We start from the raw sequence: 23991 nt of genomic DNA on the forward strand, positions 1-23991 counted from the left end.
TGCTCTGGGCCCTGTTGCGGGTTTAGCCTCATTGTGCGCGGCCCGGACGGGTTCACGCGGGAGAAAATCTGGGCGGCTGCCGCCCGCAATCTGCCTGCGCCGCATACCAGAGGCCGCACATGCCCGGCTGCACACTGGCTGCGACGGATTGAAGATGCGGCATGACGTCGTGTTATAATACCAAGATGTTGTGTATTCCTGTACGAAAGGGTGGAAGGCATGCCCCATCACGGCCCGACCCTGGGCAGCCTCGTCCTGGTCGCGATCCTGGCCTTCGTGGTCCCGCTCCTGCTGAACCGGCTAAAGCGCGTGCGCATCCCCATCGCCGCCGGCGAAATCCTGGCCGGGGTGCTGGTCGGCAAGAGCGGCCTCGGCCTGGTGCAGAGCGACGATCTGCTCTCGATCTTCAACTTTCTTGGTATCGGCGCGCTGATGTTCCTGGCCGGCATGGAGATCGACCTGGCCGCGCTGGTGGGCGGAGGAGCCCGTCCGAAGGGGCGGCCCGCCTGGCTCGCCCGCCTGCACCATCCGCTGGCCCTGGGTGTGGCCCTCTTCCTGCTCACCACCTACGGGGCCTGGTGGTTCGCCGGCCTGCTCCAGCGGCGGGGCCTGGTCGAGGAGCCGCTCTTCCTCACCCTGATCATCGCCACGTGCGGCCTTTCGATCATCATGCCCGTCCTGAAGGACCGCCAGATGCTGACGGATCCCTTCGGCCAGGTGCTCTTCTCCACCGCGGTGATCGCCGACTTCCTGCCGATGCTCGGCCTTTCGGTCCTGGCCGCGGTCAAGGTCAACGGCTCCGCCCTGGAAGCGCTGTGGATCCTCGCCCTGATCGCCGCCGGCGCCGCGGTCTACCTGGCCGCCCGGTGGCTCAGCCGGTTCAACCTGTTGGAAGGGCTCACAGGCGGCACGGCGCAGATCGGCGTGCGGGCCGCCTGGGCGCTCATGCTCGTCTTCCTGGCCCTGGCGCAGACCGTGGGCGTCGAGGCCATCCTCGGCTCCTTCCTGGCCGGTCTCCTGCTCTCGATGCTCGCCGGTTCCCACCGGGAGGAGATCACCCACAAACTGGATGCGCTGGGCTTCGGGTTCCTCATCCCCATTTTCTTCGTGATGGTGGGCGTCGAGTTCGATCTGCGCGCCCTGCTCGGCGACCCTGCGGCCCTGGCGCTGGTGCCTCTGCTCCTGGCCGGCACCCTGGTGGTCAAGGCCGTCCCCGGAGTCCTGCTGGCCATCTGGCATCCGCCCCGCAAGACCCTCGCGGGGATGGTCCTGCTCACGACCCAGATGTCGGTCACCATCGCCGCCTCGGCGGTGGCCTACACGGTGGGGGCCTACGGCGCCTCCACCCACGCGGCGGTGGTGCTCGTGGCCATCACGACGGCCATCCTCGGCCCGGTCCTGTTCAACCGCATTCTGGGTGAACCTGCGGACGCCCCGGTGCGGCGCGCGGTGGTATTGGCCGGCATGAACCGGCTGTCGCTGCACCTGGGCCGGCGGCTGGTGGCGCAGGGGGTTCCGGTGCGCGCGGTGGACGAACACCCCGAACGTGCAGCGGAGTTCACGGCGGCCGGCATTCAGGCGGTGGTGGCGGATCCGGCCTCGGCGGAGGGGTTGCGCCAGGCGGGCGCAGAGGACGCCCGCGCGCTGGTGGCGCTGACCAGCGACGAACGCTCCAACCTCGCCGCGGCTCGCCTGGGCCGCGGGGAGTTCGGCATCCCGCGCGCCATCCTCTTCGCAACCAGCCCGGACGGGCTGGCGGAAGCCCGGCAGGAAGGACTGGAGGCGGTGAATCCGGACCTGGCGCCGGCCCTGCTGGTGGAGAGCCTGCTCTCCAGCCCGGCCGCGACCGAGCTCTTCACGGGCGGGGACCAGGACGTGCAGATCCAGGACTTCCTGCTGGCCGGCGGACCCCTGGCGGGCACCGCCCTGCGGGATGCGCCGCTGCCCGCCGGGGTGCTGGTGGTGTCGGTGAAGCGGGGCGCCGAGAAGATCGTACCCCACGGTCACACCGTGCTGCAGCGGGGCGACCTGCTCACCGTGGTCGGCCCGCCCGAGGCGTGGGAGGAGATGCGCCGCCTCACCGGCTGAGCGGACCTGCAGCCTTTCCTTTCCCCCTGTTCAGCCGCGCTGTTTTATTCAGGTAAAGACAGCTTGTTCTGGCAGTTCGTGCCCTCCTATACTGGTCGTGGAGCGAACAGCACCGAGCCGGACAGGAGGAATGATCCCATGCAGCGACCCTGGGCGGAACCGTACAAGATCAAGGCGGTGGAACCCATCCGCATGACGACCCGGGAGTACCGGGAACAGGCGATCCGGGAGGCCGGCTACAACACCTTCCTGCTGCGCAGCGAGGACGTGTACATCGACCTGCTGACGGACTCGGGAACCAACGCGATGTCGGACCGGCAGTGGGGCGCCCTGATGATGGGCGATGAGGCCTACGCCGGCGCACGCTCCTTCTTCCGCCTGGAGGAGGCGGTGCGCGAGATCTACGGCTTCAAGTACGTGGTGCCGACCCATCAGGGGCGCGGTGCCGAGCACCTGATCTCCCGCATCCTCATCAAGCCCGGCGACTACATCCCCGGCAACATGTACTTCACGACGACGCGCACCCACCAGGAGCTGCAGGGGGGCACGTTCGTCGACGTGATCATCGACGAGGCCCACGATCCCCAGGCCAGTCACCCGTTCAAGGGGAACGTGGACATCGCCAAGTTCGAGGCGCTCATCGACCGGGTCGGGGCCGACAAGATCCCGTACATCAACGTGGCGCTTACGGTCAACATGGCCGGTGGTCAGCCCGTCTCCATGGCCAACCTGCGTGAGGTGCGGAAGGTTTGCGACCGGCACGGCATCCGGATGTGGAGCGACGCGACCCGCGCCGTGGAGAACGCCTACTTCATCAAGGAGCGGGAGGAGGGCTACCAGGACAAGCCGGTCCGGGAGATCCTGAAGGAGATGATGTCCTACTTCGACGGCTGCACCATGTCGGGAAAGAAGGACTGCCTGGTCAACATCGGCGGCTTCCTGGCCATGAACGAGGAGTGGATCCTCCAGAAGGCCCGGGAGCAGGTGGTCATCTTCGAGGGCATGCCCACGTACGGCGGCCTGGCCGGGCGCGACATGGAGGCGATCGCTCAGGGCATCTACGAGATGGTGGACGACGACTACATCGCCCACCGGATCCATCAGGTGCGCTACCTGGGCGAGCAGCTGCTGGAGGCGGGCATCCCCATCGTGCAGCCCATCGGCGGCCACGCCGTCTTCCTGGACGCCCGGGCCTTCCTGCCTCACATCCCGCAGGACCAGTTCCCTGCCCAGGCGCTGGCGGCGGCGCTCTACGTGGACTCCGGGGTGCGCGCGATGGAGCGGGGCATCGTCTCCGCCGGCCGCAACCCCCAGACCGGTGAGCACAACTATCCCAAGCTGGAGCTGGTGCGCCTCACGATCCCGCGGCGGGTCTACACCGACCGGCACATGGACGTGGTGGCGTACTCGGTGAAGCACCTGTGGAAGGAGCGCGACACCATCCGCGGGCTGCGCATGGTCTACGAGCCGCCCACCCTGCGGTTCTTCACGGCCCGCTTCGAGCCGATCAGCTAGCAGATCCGCAACCCCGCCCGGAGACGGCGTGAGCACCGGGGCCCGGCAGTCGACCTGCCGGGCCCCGGCGCGTCGAACGATGCCCGGCCATCGGCGGCGTCGCCCCGGGCCCCGTCACCAAACCGGCGGCGTGCACATACGCTGGACCTGAACTCGTATGCGCGAAAGGAGAGGAGAAGGATGCAGCAGCCCGGCATGGTGACCTACAGCCCGCAGGCGCCGGTTCAGACCCAGCCGCAGGCAGCCCTGGCTGCGCCGGTCCCCTTCGCCGCCGGACCATTCGGCAGCGCGCCGCCCTTCGCCCAGACCGGCCTGCCCGTGCAGGGGCAGCAGCCCAACCCCGCCCAGGTGCTGACCCAGCAGCTGGTGCAGACGGCCCGGTCCCTGGAGCAGCTCTTCCCCGGTTACCAGGCTCTGCTCTCGCTCCTGCTGGAGGCCAGCAGTAACGCCCCCTCGCCCGCCCTGAACGAGGCGGTGCGCAGCGTCGAGGAGGGGCTCTACTACCACGGGGCCGCGCTGGGAGCGATCCGGAGGATCCTCTGCGGCGAGGCCACCCCAAACGTACTTATGAATCTGGCCGCGGGCTTCCACGGGCTCATGCGCACGCAGCCCAGGGTGCGCGCGGCGGCGGAACAGGTGCTCTCGCTGATGCCCTCGGCCCGGCAAAGCCTGACCGGAACCCTGGTACAGTCGATCGGCGCGGCAGACGGCGTGCTGGCCGCGGCGGCAACCGCCATCCAGACCCTCGTGGGACCCCAGGCGTGGGAGGCCGCCAGGACCACCTGAGTTCCCTATGACGCAAGCAGCACAGGGGGTCTGTCCCCCTGTGCTGTTTTCGCTGCGCCTCAGCCCTGTTTCTTGTACTCGTTCCTGGTCCGTTCCAGCACGATGCGGTATCCGTCAGCCCCGTAGTTGAGGCACTTCTTCACGCGACTGATGGTGGCCGTGCTGGCGCCCGTTGCCGCAACGATATCTTCATAGGTCATGCCCGCGTCCAGCATCTTGGCCACCTCGAGCCGTTGTGCCAGAGCCTTGATCTCGCCGATCGTTGCAATATCCTCGAAGAAGCGATAGAACTCCTCCACCGTCTTCAGGGTCAGCATCGCCTCAAACAGCTTGTCAGTCAATTCGTCGCGCAGTTTCTCGTTGACCGGCATGCACGGGTTCCCTCCCAGCACAGCGCATCTGCCATGACGTATTCGCTTTCGCAGGCGAAAACCCCTTTTCCCCGGCGGTGGGCTGTCGCGGTGAACCCCTGCGGCCCGCGCGGCTCAGGTCCCCAGGGCGAGCAGCCCGGCCACGAAGATGAGGGCCATGCCGATCGCTGCGCAGACCCCGAACGCGAGCAGGAACGCCTCGGACAGGTACCGGTTGCGGCGCAGCACCACCGAAAGCGGCGCCATCACCAGGATGCCCAGCGCCAGGTCGATCACGCCCAGTCCCAGAACGGAGCCCATCCTCCACCGCCCCCATTTATCCGACTTTTCGATCTCGTTTGTTATTTATATGTCCGGAGGCGGTTCCCCTGCTGATTATGCCCAAACGGGCTCCCTTCGTGTGCGCCGGCCGGACAGAACAAGGGGTCCCCTCCTCCCACGAGGAGGGGACCCCGCTCCGCGCGCCCGCTGCGGTGGAGCCGCTGTGTACGGGGCCGCGCTACTGCAGCTCGAACGTCACCGAAACCGTCGCCGAGAACGTGGATGTGCCGGCGTACACGGGCACCGGCGCGATTTCCGCGGCCACCCCGTCCATGTTGAACCCGGCCCGGGCCTTGACCAGCGACGCGCCCTGGTCCTGGACGCTGACCGAGTGGACCCGGACCACCTTGGCGCCGAGCTCGCCGGCGACCAGCTCCGCCTTGGCCTTGGCATCGGCTACCGCCAGCTTCAGCGCGTCATCCAGCAGCTTGTCGGCGTTCTTCACCTGGAAGGTGACGCCCCGGAGATCGTTGGCCCCGGCCTGAACCGCCGCCTGGATCAGCTCGGCGACCTTGTCCAGGTCCTGCGTGGTGATGGACAGGGTGTTGGTCGCCCGGTAGCCGACCAGCTCCTGGCCCCGCTCCTGCGTCCAGTTGTACTCGGCGGCGAGCTGGAACATGCTGGTCTGGAGCTCCTCCTCCTTCACGCCCTTGGCCTTCAGGGCTTCGGCCACCTTGTTGATGCTGTCGCTCAGGGCGTTGTACGCCTCGATCGGCGTCGGCTTGACCTCGCTGACGCCCACTGTGATGACCGCGGTGTCTGGCTTTACCTCGAGCTCACCCCGTCCCACTACCGACAGGGTCCGCACGGGGGTATCGTCCTCAGCCGCGTGGACCGGCGCGGCCTGCGGCAGGAAGGCTGCGATGCCGAGAATCAGGAGGCCGGCGAGGATAACCGTGAGAAGACCGTTCCGCAACCTCATTCGGATCCCTCCTCTGCGTGGTGTCCTCCCGTTAGACGGGAGGAGTCGGTACGCCGGGTTCATCTTCTTGCCACCGGTAAAAGGAATCCCGGGTCGGACAGGAGGGAGATTTAACACATCGATTATTCCGGATAAAAGGGGGGCTGATCTGTATGTGTTCGGCCGTTCAGCAGCGCACCGTGATGACGTCCCGCCTGAGGATCCACGTTCGCGAAGCCGGATCCGGTCCGGTCCCTGTAGTGCTCCTGCACGGCAACTGCAGCTCCTCCGCCTTCTTCGACGAGCTGATGCTCTCCCTGGGCCCGCGCTACCGCGCGATCGCGCCCGACCTGCGGGGCTACGGCCAGACCGAGCCCCTGCCGGTGGACGCGACCCGGGGCTGCGGCGACTGGGCTGATGACCTGGCCGCCCTGGTGGACGCCCTGGGGCTCGGGCGCTTCCACCTGGCGGGCTGGTCCATGGGCGGAGGCATCGCGATGCGTTACGCCCCGGACCACGCGGACCGGCTGCTCTCCCTCACCCTCATCGCGCCCCTGAGCCCGTTCGGCTTCGGCGGCACCCGGGACGCCGAGGGGACGCCCACCGCCCCCGACTTCGCGGGCTCCGGCGGCGGCACGGTGAACCGGGACTTCGTGGGACGGATCGCGGAGGGAGACCGCGGCGCTGATCACCCCTCCTCGCCGCGCAACATCCTGAACAGCTTCTACTTCAAGCCGCCGTTCCGGGGCACGGAAGAACAGGAGGAGCGCTGGGTGGATGCGCTCCTCAGCACCCGCATCGGCGACGACCATTACCCCGGCGACGCCGTGCCCTCCGGCAACTGGCCCGACATGGCGCCCGGCACGCGCGGCATCAACAACGCCATGTCGCCCAAGTACCACAACGTATCCCACTTCGCCCACATCGACCCGAAGCCGCCGGTGCTCTGGATTCGGGGCGACAGCGACCAGATCGTCAGCGACACCTCGCTCTTCGACCTGGCCTATCTGGGCCAGATCGGGGCAGTGCCCGGATGGCCCGGCCCCGAGGCCTGCCCGCCCCAGCCGATGGTCGCCCAGACCCGCTTCGTCCTCGAGCGCTACCGGGCCGGCGGGGGCGAGTATGAGGAGGTCGTCATCGCAGACGCCGGCCACTCGCCCTTCATTGAGCAGCCCCAGGCTTTCCTGAGCCACTTCCTGCGCCACCTGGAGCGGTCGTCCGCCCAGAGCTGACCGCCCCCGGGCGGAGCCATTCGACGCCCGGCCGACCGACAAGGTAGCCCTGCGCGTAATCCACGCCGAACTCCCGCACCAGCCGGAGCGTCTCGGCGCGGTCCACGAACTCTGCGATCGTCTGCTGTCCCTGGGTCCGGGCCATGGCCACCATGGCCCGGACCAGGTGTTTGTCCGCGTCCTCCGTGGGCAGGTTGCGGATGAACGCCCCGTCGATCTTCAGGTAGTCGACGGGCAGCTGCTTCAGCAGGCGCAGGCTGGAGAAGCCGGACCCCACGTCGTCCAGGGCGAAGCGGCATCCCAGCCTGCGCATCGCCGTGATGAACCGCCGGGCTTGCTCCAGGTCGCCGATCGCCGCCGTCTCGGTAATCTCCAGCACCAGCTTGGAAGGGTCCGCTCCGCTGGCTTCCAGTTCCTCCTGGATCATGCGGGCCAGGCCGGGATCGGAGATGGTCTTGCCGGAGAGGTTGACCTCGAACGCCTCGATCTCGCTGTCCGGCTCCTGCTGCGCGATGAGCCGGATCGCCTCCCTCAGCACCCAGCGGTCGATTTCCTGAATCAACCCGAAGCGCTCCGCCCCGGCCAGGAAGGCGCCCGGGGCGATCACATTGCCGCCCTCGTCCACCAACCGGAGCAGGAGCTCGACCCGGGTGATCCGGCCCAGCCTCAGGTCGAGGATGGGCTGCGCGTACAGTACGAACCGGTCTTCCCGCAGCGCCTCGCGCAGCCGTCGGTCCCAGGAGAGCTTGGCGACCATCTCGATCCGCTGCTCGTCGGTCCCGTCGAAGACGGCCACGGCGTTGCGGCCCGACTCCTTCGCCCGGTACATGGCCATGTCGGCCTGGGCGACCAGCGCCTCGGCGGTGAGGCCGTGGTCGGGGAAGAACGTGACGCCGATGGACGCGGTCATGGTGACGCTGCGCCCCTTCACGCGAAACTCTTCCTGCTGCACCGCCCTCAGCAGCGATTCCGCGACGGAGACCGCCTCGCGCCCGGTGTACGGCATGAGGATGGCGAACTCGTCGCCGCCGTGGCGGGCCGCGATGTCGATGGGCCGCAGGTGGGCCTGGATGATCTCGGCAACGCGCACCAGCACCTGGTCGCCGGCCTGGTGCCCGAGCGTGTCGTTGACGTACTTCAGCAGGTCGAGGTCCATGAAAAGCAGCGCCCCGCGCACCCGGTGGTGGCGCGCGAGCTCGAGGTAGCGCTCCAGCTCCGCCTGGAACGCCCGGCGGTTGTACAACCCCGTCAGCGCGTCCTGGCTGGCAAGCCGCTTCAGCGCCGCCTGGACCCGCCTGCGACCGGAGATGTTGCGCACCTCCAACACGCGCAGTTCGTCGGCCCCGGCCCGGGTGACGGCGACGGAGACCTCGACGGGGAACGAACTGCCATCCTTGTGGTGTGCGACCAGCTCGTGCCCCTGGGTGGCCGGATGCCCGCCGGAGCGAAGCCCGTTCGCCCCAGGCCCGGCGCCGTTCAGGCCCTTGCCCTCGCCAGGGGCGGGTCCCGGAAGCTCGGGCAGCAGCGCGCGGATCGGCTTGCCCAGCACCTCCTGCTTCGTGTACCCGAAGATCTCCTCCGACCGGCGGTTGAACAGCACGATGCGCTGCTCCCGGTCGGTCGCGATCAGGGCGCTGGGGGCCATGGCCACGACGGCCTGAAGCCACTGCGCCGAGGGCTGCTTCGCCGGCTGGAGGATCCCCCGCGCCGCGAGCAGGGAGAGGTTGATCCCTCCGAAAAAGAGCGCTCCCAGCCACCACCGCACCCACACCGCCATCGCGGTGCACAGCGCAGCGGGCAGGGAGGCGACAGCCACGAGAATCCTTCGCTGGAAAACCGAGAGCGTGGGGCGCTCCAGCCACAGGAGGAGGGCGCTGCTCAGGAAGAAAGACAGGCCGACAACCACGCGCAACGGCTCAGCAAACCCCTGCAGGAGCGCCGCGGCGTACGCGGGAGCGAACAGAATGAGCGCCCCCTGAAGAAGTTGAGCCCCAGCGGCCGCGCGGGTCAGCCGCCTGGCCTCGGCGCACGGGACCTGACGTTCTTCACGAGCCCCGACCAGAGACACGCATCATCGACCTTTCATCCGTCACTTAACGCCGGCAGGGCTCGGAGCCAGCTTCCCCGTAGCCCATAGGATGACCGTTGGGACGGCCGCTCAGAGCGCACGCCAGCCAATATCGCGTCGATAGGTCTTGCCTTCGAACTGAATCTGATCCACCCCGGCGTACGCCATTGCCAGCGCATCCCGCAGAGTGGGGCCCGTCGCCATCACCCCGAGCACCCGGCCACCTGCGGTGACCACCTGACCGTCCTCGTTGAAGGCCGTGCCCGCGTGGAACACGGTGACGCCGACCTGGTCGGCCTCCACCAGCCCGCTGATGGGCAGGCCCTTGACGTACTTCCCGGGATAGCCGGCGGAGGCGAGCACCACGTTGACGGCGGCGCCGGGGCGGAAGCGGAGATCCACCTCGTGCAGCCGCGCCTCCAGGCAGGCCTGGATCACCTCGAGCAGGTCGTTCTCCAGAAGCGGGAGCACGGCCTGGGTTTCCGGGTCGCCGAAGCGTGCGTTGAACTCGATCACCTTCGGACCGTCGGCGGTCAGCATGAGGCCGGCGAAGAGGCAGCCCACGAACGGCGTGCCCCGCCGGGCAAGCTCGGCGATGGTCGGTTCCAGGATGCGCCGCTGCACCGCCTCGGCCATGTCTGCGGTGTAGGCCGGCACCGGTGCGTAGGCGCCCATCCCGCCCGTGTTGGGGCCGGTGTCACCCTCGCCCGCCCGCTTGTGGTCCTGGGCGGCGACCATCTGCTTCACCGTGCGCCCGTCGCTGAAGGCCAGGACGGAGACCTCCTGTCCCTCCAGGACCTCCTCGATGACGACCCGGCTTCCGGCCTGGTCGAAGGCGCCCTCCACCATCGCCGCCCGCAGCGCAGCACGTGCCTCGTCCAGGTCAGCACAGACCTGCACACCCTTGCCCGCCGCGAGCCCGTCCGCCTTGATGACGACGGGACCCGGGCGGGCCTCGATGTACGCCAGTGCCTGCTGGTAATCCGTGAAGTCGGCGTATGCCGCGGTCGGCACGCCGGCGGCGGTCATGACCTCCTTGGCGTAGGCTTTGGAGGCCTCGATGCGAGCCGCCGCGGCCGTGGGGCCGAAAGCCGGGATGCCTGCGGCGGTCAGCGCATCCACCAGCCCCGCCGCCAGCGGAGCCTCGGGGCCCACGATGACCAGGTCGATCCCCAGCCGGCGGGCCAGGTCCACCTGCCCGGCGACATCGGTGGCCTCCACGTCGGGATGGCACCACGCGAACCGGCCGATGCCGGGGTTCCCCGGCGCCGCGTGCAGCTCGTCGATGTGCCTGCTCTGGATCGCCTTCCAGGCGAGGGCGTGCTCGCGTCCTCCGCCGCCGACGATCAGGACCTTCATTTTCTCACACTCCTTACTTATTCCCTGCCGACCTCGCCGTTCCTGGCATACCCAGCATTTTTCCATTATTTCTACCCCAAAAGGCTGACCACCGCGCCCGGCGCCAGACCCCCTGCCGGCGCCCTGACATCTGATCGCTGGACGTGCACGAGAGCCCCCGGCCAGCGGGCAGGGGCGGCTCAGGTTACCGCCGCTCAGTGCCGGAAGTGCCGCACGCCCGTAAACACCATCGCCAGACCCAGCTCGTCCGCCCTGGCGATCGACTCCTCGTCCCGGATCGACCCGCCCGGCTGCACGATGGCCGCGATACCCGCCTCGCCGGCCGCCTCCACCACGTCCGGGAAGGGGAAAAAGGCGTCCGAGGCCAGCACCGCCCCGCGGGCCTTCTCCCCGGCCTGCCGGAGGGCGAACCGCGCCGCGTCAATGCGGTTCATCTGCCCCGCGCCCACGCCCAGGGTCTGGCCGTCCCTGGCCACCACGATGGCGTTGGACTTGACGTGCTTGCACACCTTCATGGCAAAGGCCAGGTCGCGCAGCTGTTCCGGCGTGGGTGCGGCCTTGGTCACCGGCTTCCAGGCCACCGGGTCCTCGGCGATCGCGTCCCAGCTCTGGACCAGCAGGCCACCGCCGACCCGCTTCATGTCGAACCCGGACGGCGGATTGCGGTCGATCGGCCCCACCGCCAGGAGCCGCAGGTTCTTCTTCCTGGTGAGCACCTCCAGGGCTTCCGGCGCAAACGCCGGGGCGATCACGATCTCCAGGAAGATCTTGCTCAGCGCCTCGGCGGTCTCCCGGTCGCAGGGCCGGTTCAGCGCGACGATGCCCCCGAAGATCGACACGGTGTCGGCCTCGTAGGCCTTGCGGAACGCCTCGGCGATGGTCGGGGCCACGGCCACGCCGCAGGGGTTGGCATGCTTGATCGCCACCGCGGCCGGCTCCTCGAACTCCTTCACCAGCTCCAGGGCCGCGTGGGCGTCGTTGATGTTGTTGAACGAGAGCTCCTTGCCGTGCAGCTGCTTCGCCCGGGCGATCACCGTGCCCCCGTCGGATCCGTCGCTGTAGAACGCCGCCGCCTGGTGCGGGTTCTCGCCGTAGCGCAGCTCCTGCACCTTGGTGAACGTGAGGCTCAGGACATCCGGGAAGGGAGAGGGCGCGGCCGGCTTCTGCGGGCCCGGGTCCGCTCCGATGGGTCGTTCGGGGGCCGTCTCCCCCAAGGCCCGGGTGGCGACGATCTCCCTGCCCCGCGTGGCCATCCAGCCGGCGATGGCGCCGTCGTACGCGGCCGTGTGCTGGAAGGCTTCCAGCATCAGGCTGAACCGGGTCGGCAGCGACAGGTCGCCCGTCTCCCGCAGCTCGGCCAGCACGGCGGGGTAGCGCGCCGGGTTTACGACGACCCCCACGTCCTGGTAATTCTTCGCCGCCGCCCGCACCATCGCGGGCCCGCCGATGTCGATCTTCTCGATGGCCTCCTCCAGGGTCACCGCGGGGTTGGCCACCGTCTCCCGGAAGGGATACAGGTTGACCACCACCAGGTCGATGAGGCCGATTCCGTGCTCGGCCAGCTGCGCCATGTGGGTGGGGTTGGCGCGCATCGCCAGGATCCCCGCGTGGATCTGCGGCTGCAGGCTCTTCACCCGCCCGTCCAGGATCTCCGGGAAACCGGCCACCTCGGCCACCTCCCGCACGGGAATGCCCGCTCCCTGCAGCGTGCGGTACGTACCGCCCGTGGAGATGATCTCCACCCCCAGGTCGGCCAGCCCCCGTGCGAACTCCACGATCCCCTGCTTGTCGTAGACGCTGATCAGGGCGCGCTTCACTGCCATCCGTTTTCCTCCTTCCCCTTCCGGTCCGGCCCCTTCCCCAGCTCCGGGCGGTACCCGTCCCGGTCCAACCAATAGCGCCGCTCGTGGCCGGCGAGATAGGCCAGCAGCGGGTCCCGGTAGGTGGGCCAGGTGATGTAGCGGGCGACCTCGTCGCGCTTGACCCACCGGACGTCCACCACGTACTCGTCATGCTCCGGCACCCGCAGCGTCCCGGCCACCAGCCGGCAGGAGAACACGTGCACCAGGAAGTGCTGATCATGGACCAGGTTGTGCGTGTCCTGCACGTACGCCAGTTCCACGGGGGCGACCAGCAGGCCGGTCTCCTCCTGCACCTCCCGCACCACGCAGTCGGTGAGCGACTCGCCCACCTCCAGCCGGCCGCCGGGCAGCGACCAGACCTCGCCGACGGCCCAACGGTTCCGCACGATCACCAGCCGGTCCTCGTCCTCCACGAGGCCGAGGCCCAGAATGAACTGCTCTGCCAACGCCGATTCCTCCCTCCGATACGGGCCCTCCTCCCGCACGGCGCGTCCTCCGATGCGGGAGCGAGCCCCCGCCGGAGAGTGTACCCGCACGGGCCCGGGTTCTCCTGCCGCACCAGGCGCCCGGGGGGCCTGCCCAAACGGAGACCCGGGTTACCCGCGGGGAGCCTCCGCCCGGTCGAGGATCCGCACCCGGCGCCCCTCGATCACCAGCCGCCCCTCCGCGAACAGCCGGATCGCCTCGGGGTAGATGCGGTGCTCCTCGGCCAGGATGCGCCGGCGCAGGTCCTCCACCGTGTCCCCCTCCAGCACCGGCACGGCGGCCTGCAGGATGATGGGCCCCTCGTCCACGCCCGCCGTGACGAAGTGGACCGTGCAACCCGCCACCTTCACCCCGTGCTCCAGGGCCTGCCGCTGGGCCTCCAGCCCCGGGAAGGCCGGCAGCAGCGACGGGTGGATGTTGAGGATGCGGTTCGGGAACGCCGTGAGCATCGGCCCGCGGACCAGCCGCATGTACCCCGCGAGGCAGACCAGATCGACCCCGTAGGCCTGCAGCCGCTCCGCCAGCGCCGCGTCAAAGGCTGTCCGGCTCGGGTACGCGGCCGGGTCCATGTGCAGGGCATCGACCCCGGCCCGGCGGGCCCGCTCCAGCCCGTAGGCATCGGCCCGGTCGGAGATGACCACCGCCACCCGGCCGGGGATGCGCCCCTCCCGGCAGCCGTCCAGGATCGCCTGCAGGTTGGTGCCCGAGCCGGAGATCAACACGCCGATGCGGATCATCGCCGCACCACCACCCTCGGACCGCCGGGCTCGGCGGCCGCGACCTCACCCACAACCCACGCCTCCTCGCCCAACTCCCGCGCGGCGGCCGCAACCGCCTCGGCCTGGTCCGCCGGCACCGCCAGCACCATCCCGAGGCCGAGGTTGAAGGTGGCCTCCATCTCCGCCTGCGCCACGGGCCCCAGCCGCCGGATGAGGTCGAAAACCGGCGGCTCCTTCCAGGCGCCCCGCCGCAGCACGGCGGCCGTGCCCTCGGGCAGCATGCGCGGGATGTTCTCGTGCAGCCCGCCCCCGGTGATGTTGGCGATGCCGTGCACGTCGAACCGCGCCAGCAGCCGGAGCACCGTGCGGACGTAGATGCGGGTCGGGGTCAGCATGACCTCCAGCACCGTCCGGCCGCCCAGCTCGGGCGGCCGGTCATCCAGGTCGAAGGCGCCGCCGTCCACCTTCAGCAGCACCCGCCGGGCCAGCGAGTACCCGTTGGCGTGCAGCCCGCTGGAGGCGAGGCCCACCAGCGCGTCCCCCGGCGCGACCTTCTCGCCGGTGAGGAGCCGGTCCCGGTTGACGATGCCCACGGCGAACCCCGCCAGGTCGTACTCGCCGGGCGGGTACATGCCGGGCAGCTCGGCGGTCTCGCCGCCGATCAGGGCACAGCCGGCCTGCAGGCAGCCGTCGGCGATGCCCTTCACCACCTGCTCCAGCACGGCCAGGTCCTTCTGCCCGATGCCGATGTAGTCCAGGAAGAAGAGCGGTTCCGCTCCCTGGCAGAGGATGTCGTTCACCGACATGGCCACCAGGTCGATGCCCACCGTGTCGTGCCGGCCGCTCAGGAACGCCAGCCGCAGCTTGGTGCCCACCCCGTCGGTGCCGCTGACCAGCACCGGCTCGGGGTACCTGGCCGGGTCCAGCTGGAACAGGCCGCCGAAGGCCCCGATGTTGCCCAGGGTACCGGGCCGCCGGAGGGTGCGGGCCGTGTGGGCGGCGATCCGCCGCACCAGTTCGTAGTGCCGCTCCCGGTTGACGCCGGCGTCGGCGTAGGTGAGCCCCTTCTCAGTCACAGCCGCAGCCCCCCTCCAGCGCGTACTTGTCGGCCTCTTCCGGCACGGGCACCGGGTAGTCGCCGGTGAAGCAGGCCAGGCAGAAGCCCGCTTCCGGCGACAGGCCGGTGGCCTTCACCATGCCCTCCACCGAGAGGTAGGCCAGGGAGTCGGCGCCGATGGCGTCGGCGATCTCCCGGACCGTGCGCCCGCGGGCGATCAGGTCGGTGGACTTGGAGGTATCGATGCCGTAGTGGCAGGCGTTCTGGTACGGCGGCGATGCGATGCGCAGGTGCACCTCCCGCGCCCCGGCCTCCCGGAGGAGGCTCACCAGGTGGCGGGACGTGGTGCCGCGCACGATGGAGTCGTCCACCAGCACCACCCGCCTGCCCTCGATCACCTTGCGCAGCGGGTTCAGCTTCAGCTTCAGCGCCGACTCGCGCCCGGCCTGGGACGGCAGGATGAACGTCCGGGCGATGTAGCGGTTCTTGACCAGCCCGACCTCGTAGGGGATGCCGGACTCCTCCGCGTAGCCGGTGGCCGCGGAGATCGAGGAGTCGGGCACCCCGATGACGATGTCGGCATCCGCCGGCGCCTCCTTCGCGAGCTGGCGGCCCATCGCCTTGCGCACGGTGTGCACGTTGACCCCGACGAACTGCGAGTCGGGACGGGCGAAGTAGATGAACTCGAAGATGCACGGCCGGGGGGCGACGGCCTCCCTGACCGCCGCCCGGGACCGGAGCTTGCCCCCCTCGCTGATGGTCACCATCTCGCCGGGGGCCACCTCCCGCACGAACTCCGCGCCGATGGTGTCAAAGGCGCAGGTCTCGGAGGCCAGCACCCAGCTGCCGTCAAGCCGGCCCAGCTGCAGCGGGCGGATGCCGTGGGGATCCCGGATGCCGATCAGCCGGTCCTCGGCCAGGATGAGCAGGGCATAGCCGCCGTGCACCTGGCTCACGGCGTCGACGATCGCGTCCTCCAGGCTCTTCGCCCGGGAACGGACGATCAGGTGGGCCAGCACCTCGGTGTCGATGGACGTGGTGAAGATCGCCCCCTGCTCCTCCAGCCGGTCCCGGATGGCCGGGGCGTCCACGAGGTTGCCGTTGTGCGCCAGGGCCAGTCCGCCGCGCCGGGTGTTCACCACCACGGGCTGGGCGTTGCCCAGCCGGGAGGAGCCGGTGGTCGAATACCGCACGTGGCCGATGGCGATGTCGCCGGCCAGCCGCTGGATGGTCTCGGGCTTCTCGAACACGTCGCTGACCAGCCCCATGCCCCGGTGGGTGTTCAGGTTCGCACCGTCCGCGGCCACGATGCCCGCGGACTCCTGCCCCCGGTGCTGCAGGGCGATCAGGGCGTGGTACACCACCCGCGCCGCCTCAGGGTGGCCGTAGATGCCGAAGACGCCGCACTCGTCCGCCGGGCCCTTGTCCGGGTTGGTCGGCCACCCGCCCAGGTAGGGCTGCAGGGCCAGGGCCAGGGTCGGGTCACCGGGCCGGATCACGCGTCCATCCACCTGGGGATCGCCTCCTTGTGCGCACGCACCAGGTCCGCGACCGGCAGGTCGATCAGCTCCTGACGCCGGTAGACGTGGGCCGACCCGCTGCCCGGAGCCAGCGCGGCCAGCCGGAACCGGCCGTCGGCGGTCACGTCGCCCAGCACCCGGAAGGGGATCTGCTCCACCATCAGGAGGGCCTGCAGCCGCCCCACCTGCTCCCGGGTGGCCGTGACCAGGATGCGGGACTGGGACTCGCCGAAGAGCTGGCCGTCTACCCGGCCCTCGCCGAGGAAGATGCTCACCTGGCAGCCCAGGGACGGCTCCGCGGCGGCGATGGCCATCTCCGCCAGGGCGACCGCGAGGCCGCCCTCCGCCACGTCGTGGGCGGCGGTCACCAGCCCCTCGTGGATCGCCCGCAGCACCACGTCCTGCAGCCGCTTCTCGAAGGCGAGGTCCAGGGCCGGGGCGTCGCCGGCCAGCACGCCGTGGATCAGCCTGGCGTACTCGGAGCCGCCCAGCTCGTCCCGGGTCTCGCCCAGCAGGAGGATCACGTCACCCACCTGCTTGAAGCCCGGGGTGGTCAGCCGGTCCAGGTTCTCGTGCACCGCGATCATGCCGATGGTCGGGGTCGGGTGAATGGCCTCCCCGCTGGTCTCGTTGTAGAAGGAGACGTTGCCGCCGGTCACGGGTGTGCCCAGCGCCTCGCAGGCCTCGGCCATGCCGGTGATGGCCTCGTCGAAGGTCCAGAAGATCTCCGGCTTCTCGGGGTTGCCGAAGTTGCAGTTGTTGGTGATGGCCACGGGCCGGGCGCCGGTGACCACGCAGTTGCGGGCCGCCTCCGCCACGGCGATGGCGGTGCCCCGCCGGGGGTTCAGGTAGACGTAGCGGCCGTTGCAGTCCACTGAGGCGGCGATGCCCTTCGGGGGCCCCGCCTGGCCGGACCGGCCGGGCAGGCCCTCCCCCGGCGGCTGCCGGGTGAGGCCGTGCGCCCCCGGCGCGACGGCCGCGCCGAGCCGGATGACCCCGGCGTCTCCGCCGGGCCCCAGGACGGTACCCGCCTGCACCATGTGGTCGAACTGCTCGTAGATCCAGGCCCGCGCGCCGATGTTGGGCGAGCCCAGCAGCCGGAGCAGCGTCTCATTCCAATCCTCCGGCTCGGGCAGCCGGGACCAGTCGAAGGCCCGCAGCTCCGCCAGGTAGGCGGGCTCGGCCTTGGCCGGGTGGTAGACCGGCGCTTCGGCAAGCGCCCTGGCCGGCACCTCGGCCACGACTCGCCCGTCGTCCAGCACCCGCACCATGCCGTCGTCGGTCACCCGGCCGATCACGGCGCAGCCCACGCCCCACTTCCGGCAGATCGCCTCGACCTCGGCCTCCCGCCCCTTCTTCACGCAGACGAGCATCCGCTCCTGTGACTCGGAGAGGAGGAACTCCCAGGGCTCCATGCCCTCCTCCCGGGCCGGCACCTTGCGCACGTCCAGCTCCACGCCCACGCCGCCCCGGGCTGCCATCTCCGAGGACGAGGAGATGAGGCCGGCGGCGCCCATGTCCTGGATACCCACCACCGCGTCGGTCTCGAACAGTTCCAGGCAGGCCTCCATCAGCATCTTCTCGGCGAAGGGGTCGCCCACGGGCACCGTGGGCAGCGCCGCCTCCGCCTCGCTGCCGCTGAACTCGGCCGAGGCCAGCAGCGACGCGGCGTGGATGCCGTCCCGACCGGTCGGGTTGCCCACCACCATGATGGCGTTGCCCGGGCCGGCGGCGATGCCCCGGTGGATGCGGTCCGGCCGGAGGATGCCGATGCACATGGCGTTGACCAGGCAGTTGCCCCGGTAGGACTCGTCGAAGTAGACCTCCCCGCCGATGCAGGGCACGCCCACCGTGTTGCCGTAATGGCCGATGCCGGCCACCACACCCCTGAGCAGTTCCCGCTGCTTGGGCTCGTCCAGCGGGCCGAAGCGCAGGGAGTTCAGGGTCGCCACCGGGCGGGCGCCCATGGTGAAGACGTCCCGCAGGATGCCCCCCACGCCCGTGGCCGCGCCATTGAAGGGGTCCACGAAGGAGGGGTGGTTGTGGGACTCGAGCTTGAAGGCCACGGCCAGGTCGTCGTCGATCCGGACGACGCCGGCGTTCTCGCCCGGCCCCTGCAATACGTGCTCGCCGCGGGTGGGAAGCCGCCGCAGCGCGGCCTTCGAGTGCTTGTACGCGCAGTGTTCGGACCACATCACGCCGAACATGTGCAGTTCGGTGGGGTTCGGCTCCCGCCCCAGGATCTCCACCACCCGGCGGTACTCCGCCTCCGTGAGACCCACCAGACTCCAGGGCTGCTGCATCTCAGACACGGATGACCCTCCCCGTCAGGTGTTGCACCATGGACGCAAACAGAAGGCGCCCGTCGGCAGAACCCAGAACCTGCTCCGTCGCCCGCTCGGGGTGGGGCATCACGCCGGCGACGTTGCCGGTCCGGTTCACGATCCCGGCAATGTTCTCCGCCGATCCGTTGGGGTTGGCCCCGGGGGTAACCGCCCCCTCCGGCGTGCAGTAGCGGAACAGGACCTGCTGGTTCTCGCTCAGGGCACGCAGCGTGTCAGGATCGGCCTGGTAGTTGCCCATCCCGTGGCTCACGGGGATCTTCAGCACCTGGCCCGGCCTGCACGCCAGGGTGAACGGGGTGGCCGCGTTCTCCACCCGCACGCGGCTCCATCCGCACCGGTAACGCCCGTGGGCGTTGGGCCGGAAACCGCCGGGCAGGAGGCCCGCCTCGGTGAGGATCTGGAAGCCGTTGCAGATGCCCAGCACCAGCCCGCCCCGAGCCGCAAACTCGGCCACCGCCTCCATCACCGGGGCGCGGCAGGCGAGGGCTCCGCTGCGCACCCGGTCGCCATAGGTGAAGCCGCCGGGAATGACCACGGCGTCGTAGGGTGTGAGATCCCTTGCCTCGTGCCAGACGTAGTCGGCCTGCACCCCGACGACCTCCCGCAGGACGTAGAAGGTCTCCATCTCACAGTTGGTGCCCGGAAAGACGAGAATCCCGAACCGCATGGCCCCCGCCTCCTCTGCGCCAGCCCGCGCTTCCGTCAGCTCCGTCTATCGCCGGCCCCCGCCCGCGCCGGCAGCGGTCTCCGCCAGCACCTTGCGCAGCCGGTCGAGCACATCCGCATACCGGCGGGCGGTCTCCTCGATCAGTTCCCCGGGCAGCTCCGGAGCCGGCGGCTGCTTGTTCCAGCCCGTCCGTTCCGCCCAGTCCCGCACCGGCTGCTTGTCCAGGCTGTCCACCGGCTCCCCCTCCCGGTACCGGTCGGCCGGCCAGTACCGGCTGGAGTCCGGGGTAAAGGCCTCGTCGATCAGCACGATCTCGTCGCCGACGAAGCCGAACTCGAACTTGGTGTCCGCCAGGATCATCCCCGCCTTCTCCGCCACGCCCGCAGCGTAACGGTAGAGGGCCAGCGACTTCTCCTTGATGAAGTCGGTCACCGCGTCGCCCAGCCGCCTGCGCACCTCCGCCTCCGGCACGTTCTCGTCATGGCCCCGGTCGTTCTTCAGGGCCGGCGTGAAGATGGGCTCCGGCAGCCGGCTGGAGAGCCTGAGCCCCGCCGGGAGGGGTATCCCGCAAACCGTGCCGGAGGCCTGGTACTCCTTCCAGCCCGATCCGGCCAGGTACCCCCGCACCACGCACTCGACGTCGATGCGGCGGGCCCGGCGCACCACCAGCGACCGGCCCTCCAGGAGACGCCGGACGTCCCCGGGCAGGCCCAGGCCGCCGAGGTCGTCGCTGACAAGGTGGTTGGCGACGATATGCCGGGTCGCCCCGAACCAGAGCGCGCTGAGCTGGGTCAGCACCCGGCCCTTGCCGGGGATGCCCTGCGGAAAGACGACGTCGAAGGCGGAGAGCCGGTCGGTGGCCACCATGAGGAGCCGGTCCGCGTCCAGCTCGAACATCTCCCGCACCTTCCCCCGGTGCAGCCGCCGGAGGCCCGGGTCCGGCACCGTCAGCAAGACGTCCATGTTACGCACCCCCCAGGAGCGCTAAGACCTCCTTCATGTCCTCCGATCCCAGTCGGCACTCCAGCGGGTTCATCACCTGCATCAGGCAGGCGCCCTCCTCCGTCAGGCCGAAGCGCATGCGCAGCTGCAGCCGCTCCACGCCGCGCAGGCTGAGATGCGCCCGGAGCGTTCTGGCGGCGTGCAGCGCGGCGTCCTCGATCCGCTCCAGCCGCTCCGGCGTGAGCGCGGCCTCGGCCTCCTCACGGCTCAGCTCCCGATCCCCATCCCGGAAGGCGAGCCGGACCTCACCCGGTCCGGCCTCGGCCGCCACCTCCACCGGCAGCGGCTGCACCTTGCGGATCAGGAAGGAACGGCTCGTGAAACGCGCCGCGAAGCTGGTCGCCAGGCCGTGGCCGACCAGGATCTCCTGGATGCGGAGAGCCGCCGCGCAGACGGTCTCGTCCTCGAACTCCAGGATCAGCCGGTCGGCCCGGTCGGTGGCGTGGACGGCCAGCCCGTCGCCCGCCCAGAGCCGCTCCCGCTTCAACACCGGTTCCTCCATCGTCCCGAACCCTCGCTTCACACTTGATCAGAACCTGTCCCTCCGCGCCCCGGGTTTCCACCTCGGACCCGGACGGGCGTTCCTCAGGCCTCCGCTAGATCCGGACCTGGGTCATGACCACGAAGGCGAAGGCGACGCCCAGCACGGCGGCCAGCAGCGCGCCCAGATGCCGGTTCCGGCTCCGGGGCCAGAAGTACATGACCACGACGGTGACGATCAGGCCCCCCAGGGCCCCGACGATGATGCTGCCCAAGCTCGTCATTCGATCAACCCCAGTCGCTTCATGATGGTATCCACATGACGCAGGTGGTGCTTCAGGTCGAAGGCGGCGTCCAACTCCGCAGGCGTGAGCAGCGCCTGCACCGTCGGATCCTCCTCCAGCAGCCGGCGCAGGTGGATCCCCTCCGCCCAGGCCCGCATGGCCTTCTCCTGCACGACGGCGTAGGCCTGCTCACGCGACAGCCCTTTCTCCACCAGGGACAGCAGCACGGAGCCCGAGGAGGTGAGGCCGTAGGAGGCCTGCATGGACCGCCGCATGTTCTCGGGGTAGACGTGCAGGTTCTCGATGATCCACGTCATCTTGTCCAGCAGGTAGTCGGCCAGGATGGTGGAGTCGGGCAGGATGACCCGCTCCACCGACGAGTGGGAGATATCCCGCTCGTGCCAGAGCGGCACGTTCTCCAAGGCCGCGATGGCGTTGGCGCGCAGGATGCGGCTGAGGCCGGAGATCTGCTCCAGGGTGACGGGGTTGCGCTTGTGGGGCATGGCGCTGGAGCCTTTCTGGCCCTTGGAGAAGGGCTCCTCCACCTCGCGGGTCTCGGTCTTCTGCAGCAGCCGGAGCTCGGTGGCCAGGCTGTCCAGCGAGGAGCCGAGGATCGCGAGGGTGGTGAGCAGGTGCGCGTGCCGGTCCCGCTGGAGCACCTGCGTGGAGATGTCGGCGACCCCGAGCCCCAGCCTCTCGCAGACGTACTGCTCCACGAACGGATCGATGTTACCATAGTTGCCCACAGCCCCGGAGAGCTTACCGACGGCGATGGACCGGCGCGCCTGCTCCAGCCGGTCGGCGTCCCGCCGGAACTGGGCGTAGAAGACGGCCAGCTTCAGCCCGAAGGATGTCGGCTCGGCATGCACGCCGTGGGTCCGCCCCATGATGGGGGTATCCTTGTACCGCACCGCCTGGCGGCCCAGCGCGGCGATCAGCCCGTCCAGCCCCTTCTGGATCTCTCGGACGGCCTCGTTGAGCACGGCCGACAGGGCCGTGTCCACCACGTCGGTGGAGGTGAGGCCGTAGTGGATGTACCGGGCCGCCGGGTGGTCGATGCGCTCGGCCACCGCGGTGGTGAAGGCGATCACGTCGTGCCGGGTGGTCTGCTCGATCTCCGCCACCCGGCGGACAAAGGCCTCGTCCACGGTGAACGCCCGGGCCCGGAGCTCGGCCACCGCCTCGGCCGGGATGACCCCCAGCTTCGCCCAGGCCTCGCAGGCGAGGAGCTCCACCTCCAGCCACTTCTGAAAGCGATTCGCCGCCGACCACAGCTCGGCCATGCGCGGCCGGGTGTAGCGTTCAATCATGGGTATCCTCTCCCTCCGGCGACAGATCTTCCCGCACTCAGCGTATCTTTCCTGCGGTCTCGCCGCAAGGGAAGTCGAGCGGGGCCCGGGGTCTTGCCCGAGCCCCGCTGCGTGTCGGCGAGGTTGTGTTGTGCCCGGTATGGCCTAGAGGACGAAGTGCAGGATGAAGAAGCCGGCGAGCACCCACATCATCCAGTGGACTTCCTTGGCCCGGCCGGTGAGCAGGTAGATCACGGCGTAGGCGATGAAGCCCAGCGCGAGGCCCTCGGCGATGGAGTACGCAAACGGCATCATGAGGGCCGTGATGATCGCCGGCAGGGCGATGGCGAAGTCGTCCAGGTCGATCTGGGTGATGGAGGAGGCCATCATGATACCCACGATGATGAGGGCGGGAGCCGTCGCGGCGCCGGGGATGGCCAGGAAGATGTCGGAGAAGAAAGAGGACAGGAGGAACAGGACCGCCACCGTGACGGCGGTGAGCCCCGTGCGGCCGCCGGCCGAGACGCCCGCCGCGGACTCGACGTAGGTGGTGGTGTTGGAGGTGCCCAGCAGCGAGCCGATGATGGTGCCCAGCGAGTCCATGACCAGGGCCCGGTTGCCGCCCTTCATGTTGCCCTTCTCATCCATCAGGCCGGCCTTGGAGGAGACGCCCACAAAGGTGCCGATCGTGTCGAAGAGGTCGGTGAAGAACATCGCGAAGATCACGGCGAACATCGCGGGGTTCCCCAGGACGTCGAAGTCGAGCTGCAGGAAGGTGGGTGCCAGCGAAGGCGGAGCCGAGACCAGGGAGGAGGGCAGCTGGGTCACGCCCATCGGGATGCCGATGAGGGTGGTGATGAGAATGCCCAGCAAGATGCCGCCGGTGACCCTGCGGGCGACCAGGACGCCGGTGATGATGAGGCCGATCAGCGCCAGCATGGTGCCCGGCCGGCTGAAATCGCCCAGGGCGATGGTGGTCGCCTCGCTGGCCTCGACGATCCCGGCGTTGATCAGGCCGATCAGCATGATGAAGAAGCCGATGCCGGCCGACACCGCGTGCCGCAGCGAGAGGGGGATCGCCTTGATCATCAGCTCCCGCAGCCCGGTCAGGGTGACGATCAGGGCCAGCACGCCCGAGCAGAAGACCGCCGCCAGGGCCTGCTGCCACGGCAGGCCGAGGGAGCCGCACAGGGTGAAGGCGAAGAACGCGTTGAGACCCATGCCCGGCGCCAGCGCCACCGGCCAGTTGGCCACGAGGCCCATCGCCAGCGTCGAGAGCGCCGCCGCCAGGATCGTGGCCATGAAGATCGCCGACTTCTCCATGCCGGTGCCGATGGACAGGATGTCGGGGTTGACGGCGATGATGTACGACATGGTCACGAACGTGGTCAGTCCGGCCAGGATCTCCCGCTTGACGTCGGTGCCGTTCTCCGTGAGCTTGAAGACCCGATCGAGCAGCCCCTCGGACGTCTGGGACGGACGGATCGCCTCACGAGCAGCCACAGACAAACGCCTCCCAAACCAGATGATGGAATGATGATGCACGAACCCCCGGAACCCGAACGATAGGCGGGCAGGTCTCCTCCCGCCTGGAGGGAAACCTGCCCGCCTGGGATTTTCGCCCACCGGTGTAGCCGGA

The 23991-nt window shown here is 69.6% G+C and carries 21 protein-coding genes; 4 read left to right on the forward strand and 17 right to left on the reverse strand.

The annotated features are described in order from the left end of the window. The first annotated feature begins 219 nt into the window (after positions 1–219). The 3 genes from STH_RS14140 (at position 220) to STH_RS14150 (ending at position 4389) form a co-directional block, all read left to right on the forward strand. Positions 220–2088, forward strand: coding sequence for a monovalent cation:proton antiporter family protein (locus tag STH_RS14140; RefSeq protein WP_011196960.1), 1869 nt, complete (start codon positions 220–222; stop codon positions 2086–2088). Positions 2089–2226: 138 nt separating this feature from the next. Beyond that, complete coding sequence (locus tag STH_RS14145; RefSeq protein WP_043714225.1) at positions 2227–3603, forward strand: tyrosine phenol-lyase; 1377 nt, start codon at positions 2227–2229, stop codon at positions 3601–3603. A gap of 180 nt (positions 3604–3783) precedes the next feature. Then, positions 3784–4389, forward strand: a complete 606-nt coding sequence (locus STH_RS14150) for a hypothetical protein (protein WP_011196962.1) — start codon at positions 3784–3786, stop codon at positions 4387–4389. 59 nt (positions 4390–4448) lie between these two features. On the opposite strand, the gene STH_RS14155 is transcribed toward STH_RS14150, so the two are convergent. From STH_RS14155 to STH_RS17550, 3 genes are all read right to left on the reverse strand, one after another. Further along, complete coding sequence (locus STH_RS14155; RefSeq protein ID WP_043714227.1) at positions 4449–4760, reverse strand: YerC/YecD family TrpR-related protein; 312 nt, start codon at positions 4758–4760, stop codon at positions 4449–4451. A gap of 114 nt (positions 4761–4874) precedes the next feature. Next, positions 4875–5060, reverse strand: coding sequence for a hypothetical protein (locus tag STH_RS14160; RefSeq protein WP_043714229.1), 186 nt, complete (start codon positions 5058–5060; stop codon positions 4875–4877). A gap of 199 nt (positions 5061–5259) precedes the next feature. Continuing rightward, positions 5260–6003 carry an SIMPL domain-containing protein gene (locus tag STH_RS17550; RefSeq protein ID WP_050742306.1) on the reverse strand — a complete coding sequence of 248 codons (744 nt, stop codon included), beginning with the start codon at positions 6001–6003 and terminating at the stop codon, positions 5260–5262. 182 nt (positions 6004–6185) lie between these two features. Between STH_RS17550 and STH_RS14170 the strand changes: the two genes are divergently transcribed. Then, a complete protein-coding gene (locus STH_RS14170; RefSeq protein WP_011196966.1) occupies positions 6186–7214 on the forward strand; it encodes an alpha/beta hydrolase in 1029 nt (342 codons plus the stop codon). On the opposite strand, the gene STH_RS14175 is transcribed toward STH_RS14170, so the two are convergent. The 14 genes from STH_RS14175 to STH_RS14235 form a co-directional block, all read right to left on the reverse strand. Next, complete coding sequence (locus STH_RS14175; protein WP_242654628.1) at positions 7144–9120, reverse strand: putative bifunctional diguanylate cyclase/phosphodiesterase; 1977 nt, start codon at positions 9118–9120, stop codon at positions 7144–7146. The two genes, STH_RS14170 and STH_RS14175, sit on opposite strands and share 71 nt — an antisense overlap. 252 nt (positions 9121–9372) lie before the next feature. Next, complete coding sequence (gene purD / locus STH_RS14180; RefSeq protein WP_011196968.1) at positions 9373–10641, reverse strand: phosphoribosylamine--glycine ligase; 1269 nt, start codon at positions 10639–10641, stop codon at positions 9373–9375. Positions 10642–10835: 194 nt separating this feature from the next. Further along, positions 10836–12464: a bifunctional phosphoribosylaminoimidazolecarboxamide formyltransferase/IMP cyclohydrolase gene (gene purH / locus STH_RS14185; protein ID WP_043714234.1), complete on the reverse strand. Its 1629-nt coding sequence runs from the start codon at positions 12462–12464 to the stop codon at positions 10836–10838. Further along, positions 12455–12949, reverse strand: a complete 495-nt coding sequence (locus STH_RS14190; protein ID WP_043714236.1) for an NUDIX domain-containing protein — start codon at positions 12947–12949, stop codon at positions 12455–12457. Before STH_RS14190 ends, purH begins: the two co-directional genes overlap by 10 nt. A gap of 150 nt (positions 12950–13099) precedes the next feature. Then, positions 13100–13726, reverse strand: a complete 627-nt coding sequence (gene purN / locus STH_RS14195) for a phosphoribosylglycinamide formyltransferase (RefSeq protein WP_011196971.1) — start codon at positions 13724–13726, stop codon at positions 13100–13102. Further along, positions 13723–14784 carry a phosphoribosylformylglycinamidine cyclo-ligase gene (gene purM / locus STH_RS14200; protein ID WP_011196972.1) on the reverse strand — a complete coding sequence of 354 codons (1062 nt, stop codon included), beginning with the start codon at positions 14782–14784 and terminating at the stop codon, positions 13723–13725. Before purM ends, purN begins: the two co-directional genes overlap by 4 nt. Further along, the gene (gene purF, locus STH_RS14205; RefSeq protein ID WP_242654549.1) at positions 14777–16276 is read right to left on the reverse strand and encodes an amidophosphoribosyltransferase; all 1500 of its coding nucleotides are present in this window, start codon (positions 16274–16276) and stop codon (positions 14777–14779) included. Before purF ends, purM begins: the two co-directional genes overlap by 8 nt. Next, positions 16261–18588: a phosphoribosylformylglycinamidine synthase subunit PurL gene (gene purL / locus STH_RS14210; protein ID WP_043716096.1), complete on the reverse strand. Its 2328-nt coding sequence runs from the start codon at positions 18586–18588 to the stop codon at positions 16261–16263. Before purL ends, purF begins: the two co-directional genes overlap by 16 nt. A gap of 1 nt (position 18589) precedes the next feature. Beyond that, positions 18590–19297, reverse strand: a complete 708-nt coding sequence (gene purQ, locus STH_RS14215; RefSeq protein ID WP_011196975.1) for a phosphoribosylformylglycinamidine synthase subunit PurQ — start codon at positions 19295–19297, stop codon at positions 18590–18592. A gap of 45 nt (positions 19298–19342) precedes the next feature. Continuing rightward, positions 19343–20260: a phosphoribosylaminoimidazolesuccinocarboxamide synthase gene (locus STH_RS14220; RefSeq protein ID WP_050742308.1), complete on the reverse strand. Its 918-nt coding sequence runs from the start codon at positions 20258–20260 to the stop codon at positions 19343–19345. Between the two features lies 1 nt (position 20261). Further along, positions 20262–20801, reverse strand: a complete 540-nt coding sequence (locus tag STH_RS14225; protein WP_011196977.1) for a hypothetical protein — start codon at positions 20799–20801, stop codon at positions 20262–20264. A gap of 94 nt (positions 20802–20895) precedes the next feature. Beyond that, entirely contained in the window at positions 20896–21063 is a 168-nt protein-coding gene (locus STH_RS18945) for a hypothetical protein (protein WP_011196978.1), read from the reverse strand. Beyond that, complete coding sequence (purB, locus tag STH_RS14230) at positions 21060–22373, reverse strand: adenylosuccinate lyase (protein ID WP_011196979.1); 1314 nt, start codon at positions 22371–22373, stop codon at positions 21060–21062. The genes STH_RS18945 and purB overlap by 4 nt, the downstream gene beginning before the upstream one ends. 144 nt (positions 22374–22517) lie before the next feature. Beyond that, complete coding sequence (locus STH_RS14235; protein ID WP_011196980.1) at positions 22518–23855, reverse strand: NCS2 family permease; 1338 nt, start codon at positions 23853–23855, stop codon at positions 22518–22520. Positions 23856–23991: the final 136 nt, after the last annotated feature.

Source organism: Symbiobacterium thermophilum IAM 14863, from assembly GCF_000009905.1.
GTDB lineage: Bacteria > Bacillota > Sulfobacillia > Symbiobacteriales > Symbiobacteriaceae > Symbiobacterium > Symbiobacterium thermophilum.

Bases quoted from the DNA above. Each gene is read 5' to 3' on its own strand.
- STH_RS14140 (WP_011196960.1), top strand. From the start codon at position 220: ATGCCCCATCACGGCCCGACCCTGGGCAGCCTCGTCCTGGTCGCGATC.
- STH_RS14145 (WP_043714225.1), top strand. From the start codon at position 2,227: ATGCAGCGACCCTGGGCGGAACCGTACAAGATCAAGGCGGTGGAACCC.
- STH_RS14150 (WP_011196962.1), top strand. From the start codon at position 3,784: ATGCAGCAGCCCGGCATGGTGACCTACAGCCCGCAGGCGCCGGTTCAG.
- STH_RS14155 (WP_043714227.1), bottom strand. From the start codon at position 4,760: ATGCCGGTCAACGAGAAACTGCGCGACGAATTGACTGACAAGCTGTTT.
- STH_RS14160 (WP_043714229.1), bottom strand. From the start codon at position 5,060: ATGGGCTCCGTTCTGGGACTGGGCGTGATCGACCTGGCGCTGGGCATC.
- STH_RS17550 (WP_050742306.1), bottom strand. From the start codon at position 6,003: ATGAGGTTGCGGAACGGTCTTCTCACGGTTATCCTCGCCGGCCTCCTG.
- STH_RS14170 (WP_011196966.1), top strand. From the start codon at position 6,186: ATGACGTCCCGCCTGAGGATCCACGTTCGCGAAGCCGGATCCGGTCCG.
- purD (WP_011196968.1), bottom strand. From the start codon at position 10,641: ATGAAGGTCCTGATCGTCGGCGGCGGAGGACGCGAGCACGCCCTCGCC.
- purH (WP_043714234.1), bottom strand. From the start codon at position 12,464: ATGGCAGTGAAGCGCGCCCTGATCAGCGTCTACGACAAGCAGGGGATC.
- purN (WP_011196971.1), bottom strand. From the start codon at position 13,726: ATGATCCGCATCGGCGTGTTGATCTCCGGCTCGGGCACCAACCTGCAG.
- purL (WP_043716096.1), bottom strand. From the start codon at position 18,588: ATGCAGCAGCCCTGGAGTCTGGTGGGTCTCACGGAGGCGGAGTACCGC.
- purQ (WP_011196975.1), bottom strand. From the start codon at position 19,297: ATGCGGTTCGGGATTCTCGTCTTTCCGGGCACCAACTGTGAGATGGAG.
- STH_RS14220 (WP_050742308.1), bottom strand. From the start codon at position 20,260: ATGGACGTCTTGCTGACGGTGCCGGACCCGGGCCTCCGGCGGCTGCAC.
- STH_RS14225 (WP_011196977.1), bottom strand. From the start codon at position 20,801: ATGGAGGAACCGGTGTTGAAGCGGGAGCGGCTCTGGGCGGGCGACGGG.
- STH_RS18945 (WP_011196978.1), bottom strand. From the start codon at position 21,063: ATGACGAGCTTGGGCAGCATCATCGTCGGGGCCCTGGGGGGCCTGATC.
- purB (WP_011196979.1), bottom strand. From the start codon at position 22,373: ATGATTGAACGCTACACCCGGCCGCGCATGGCCGAGCTGTGGTCGGCG.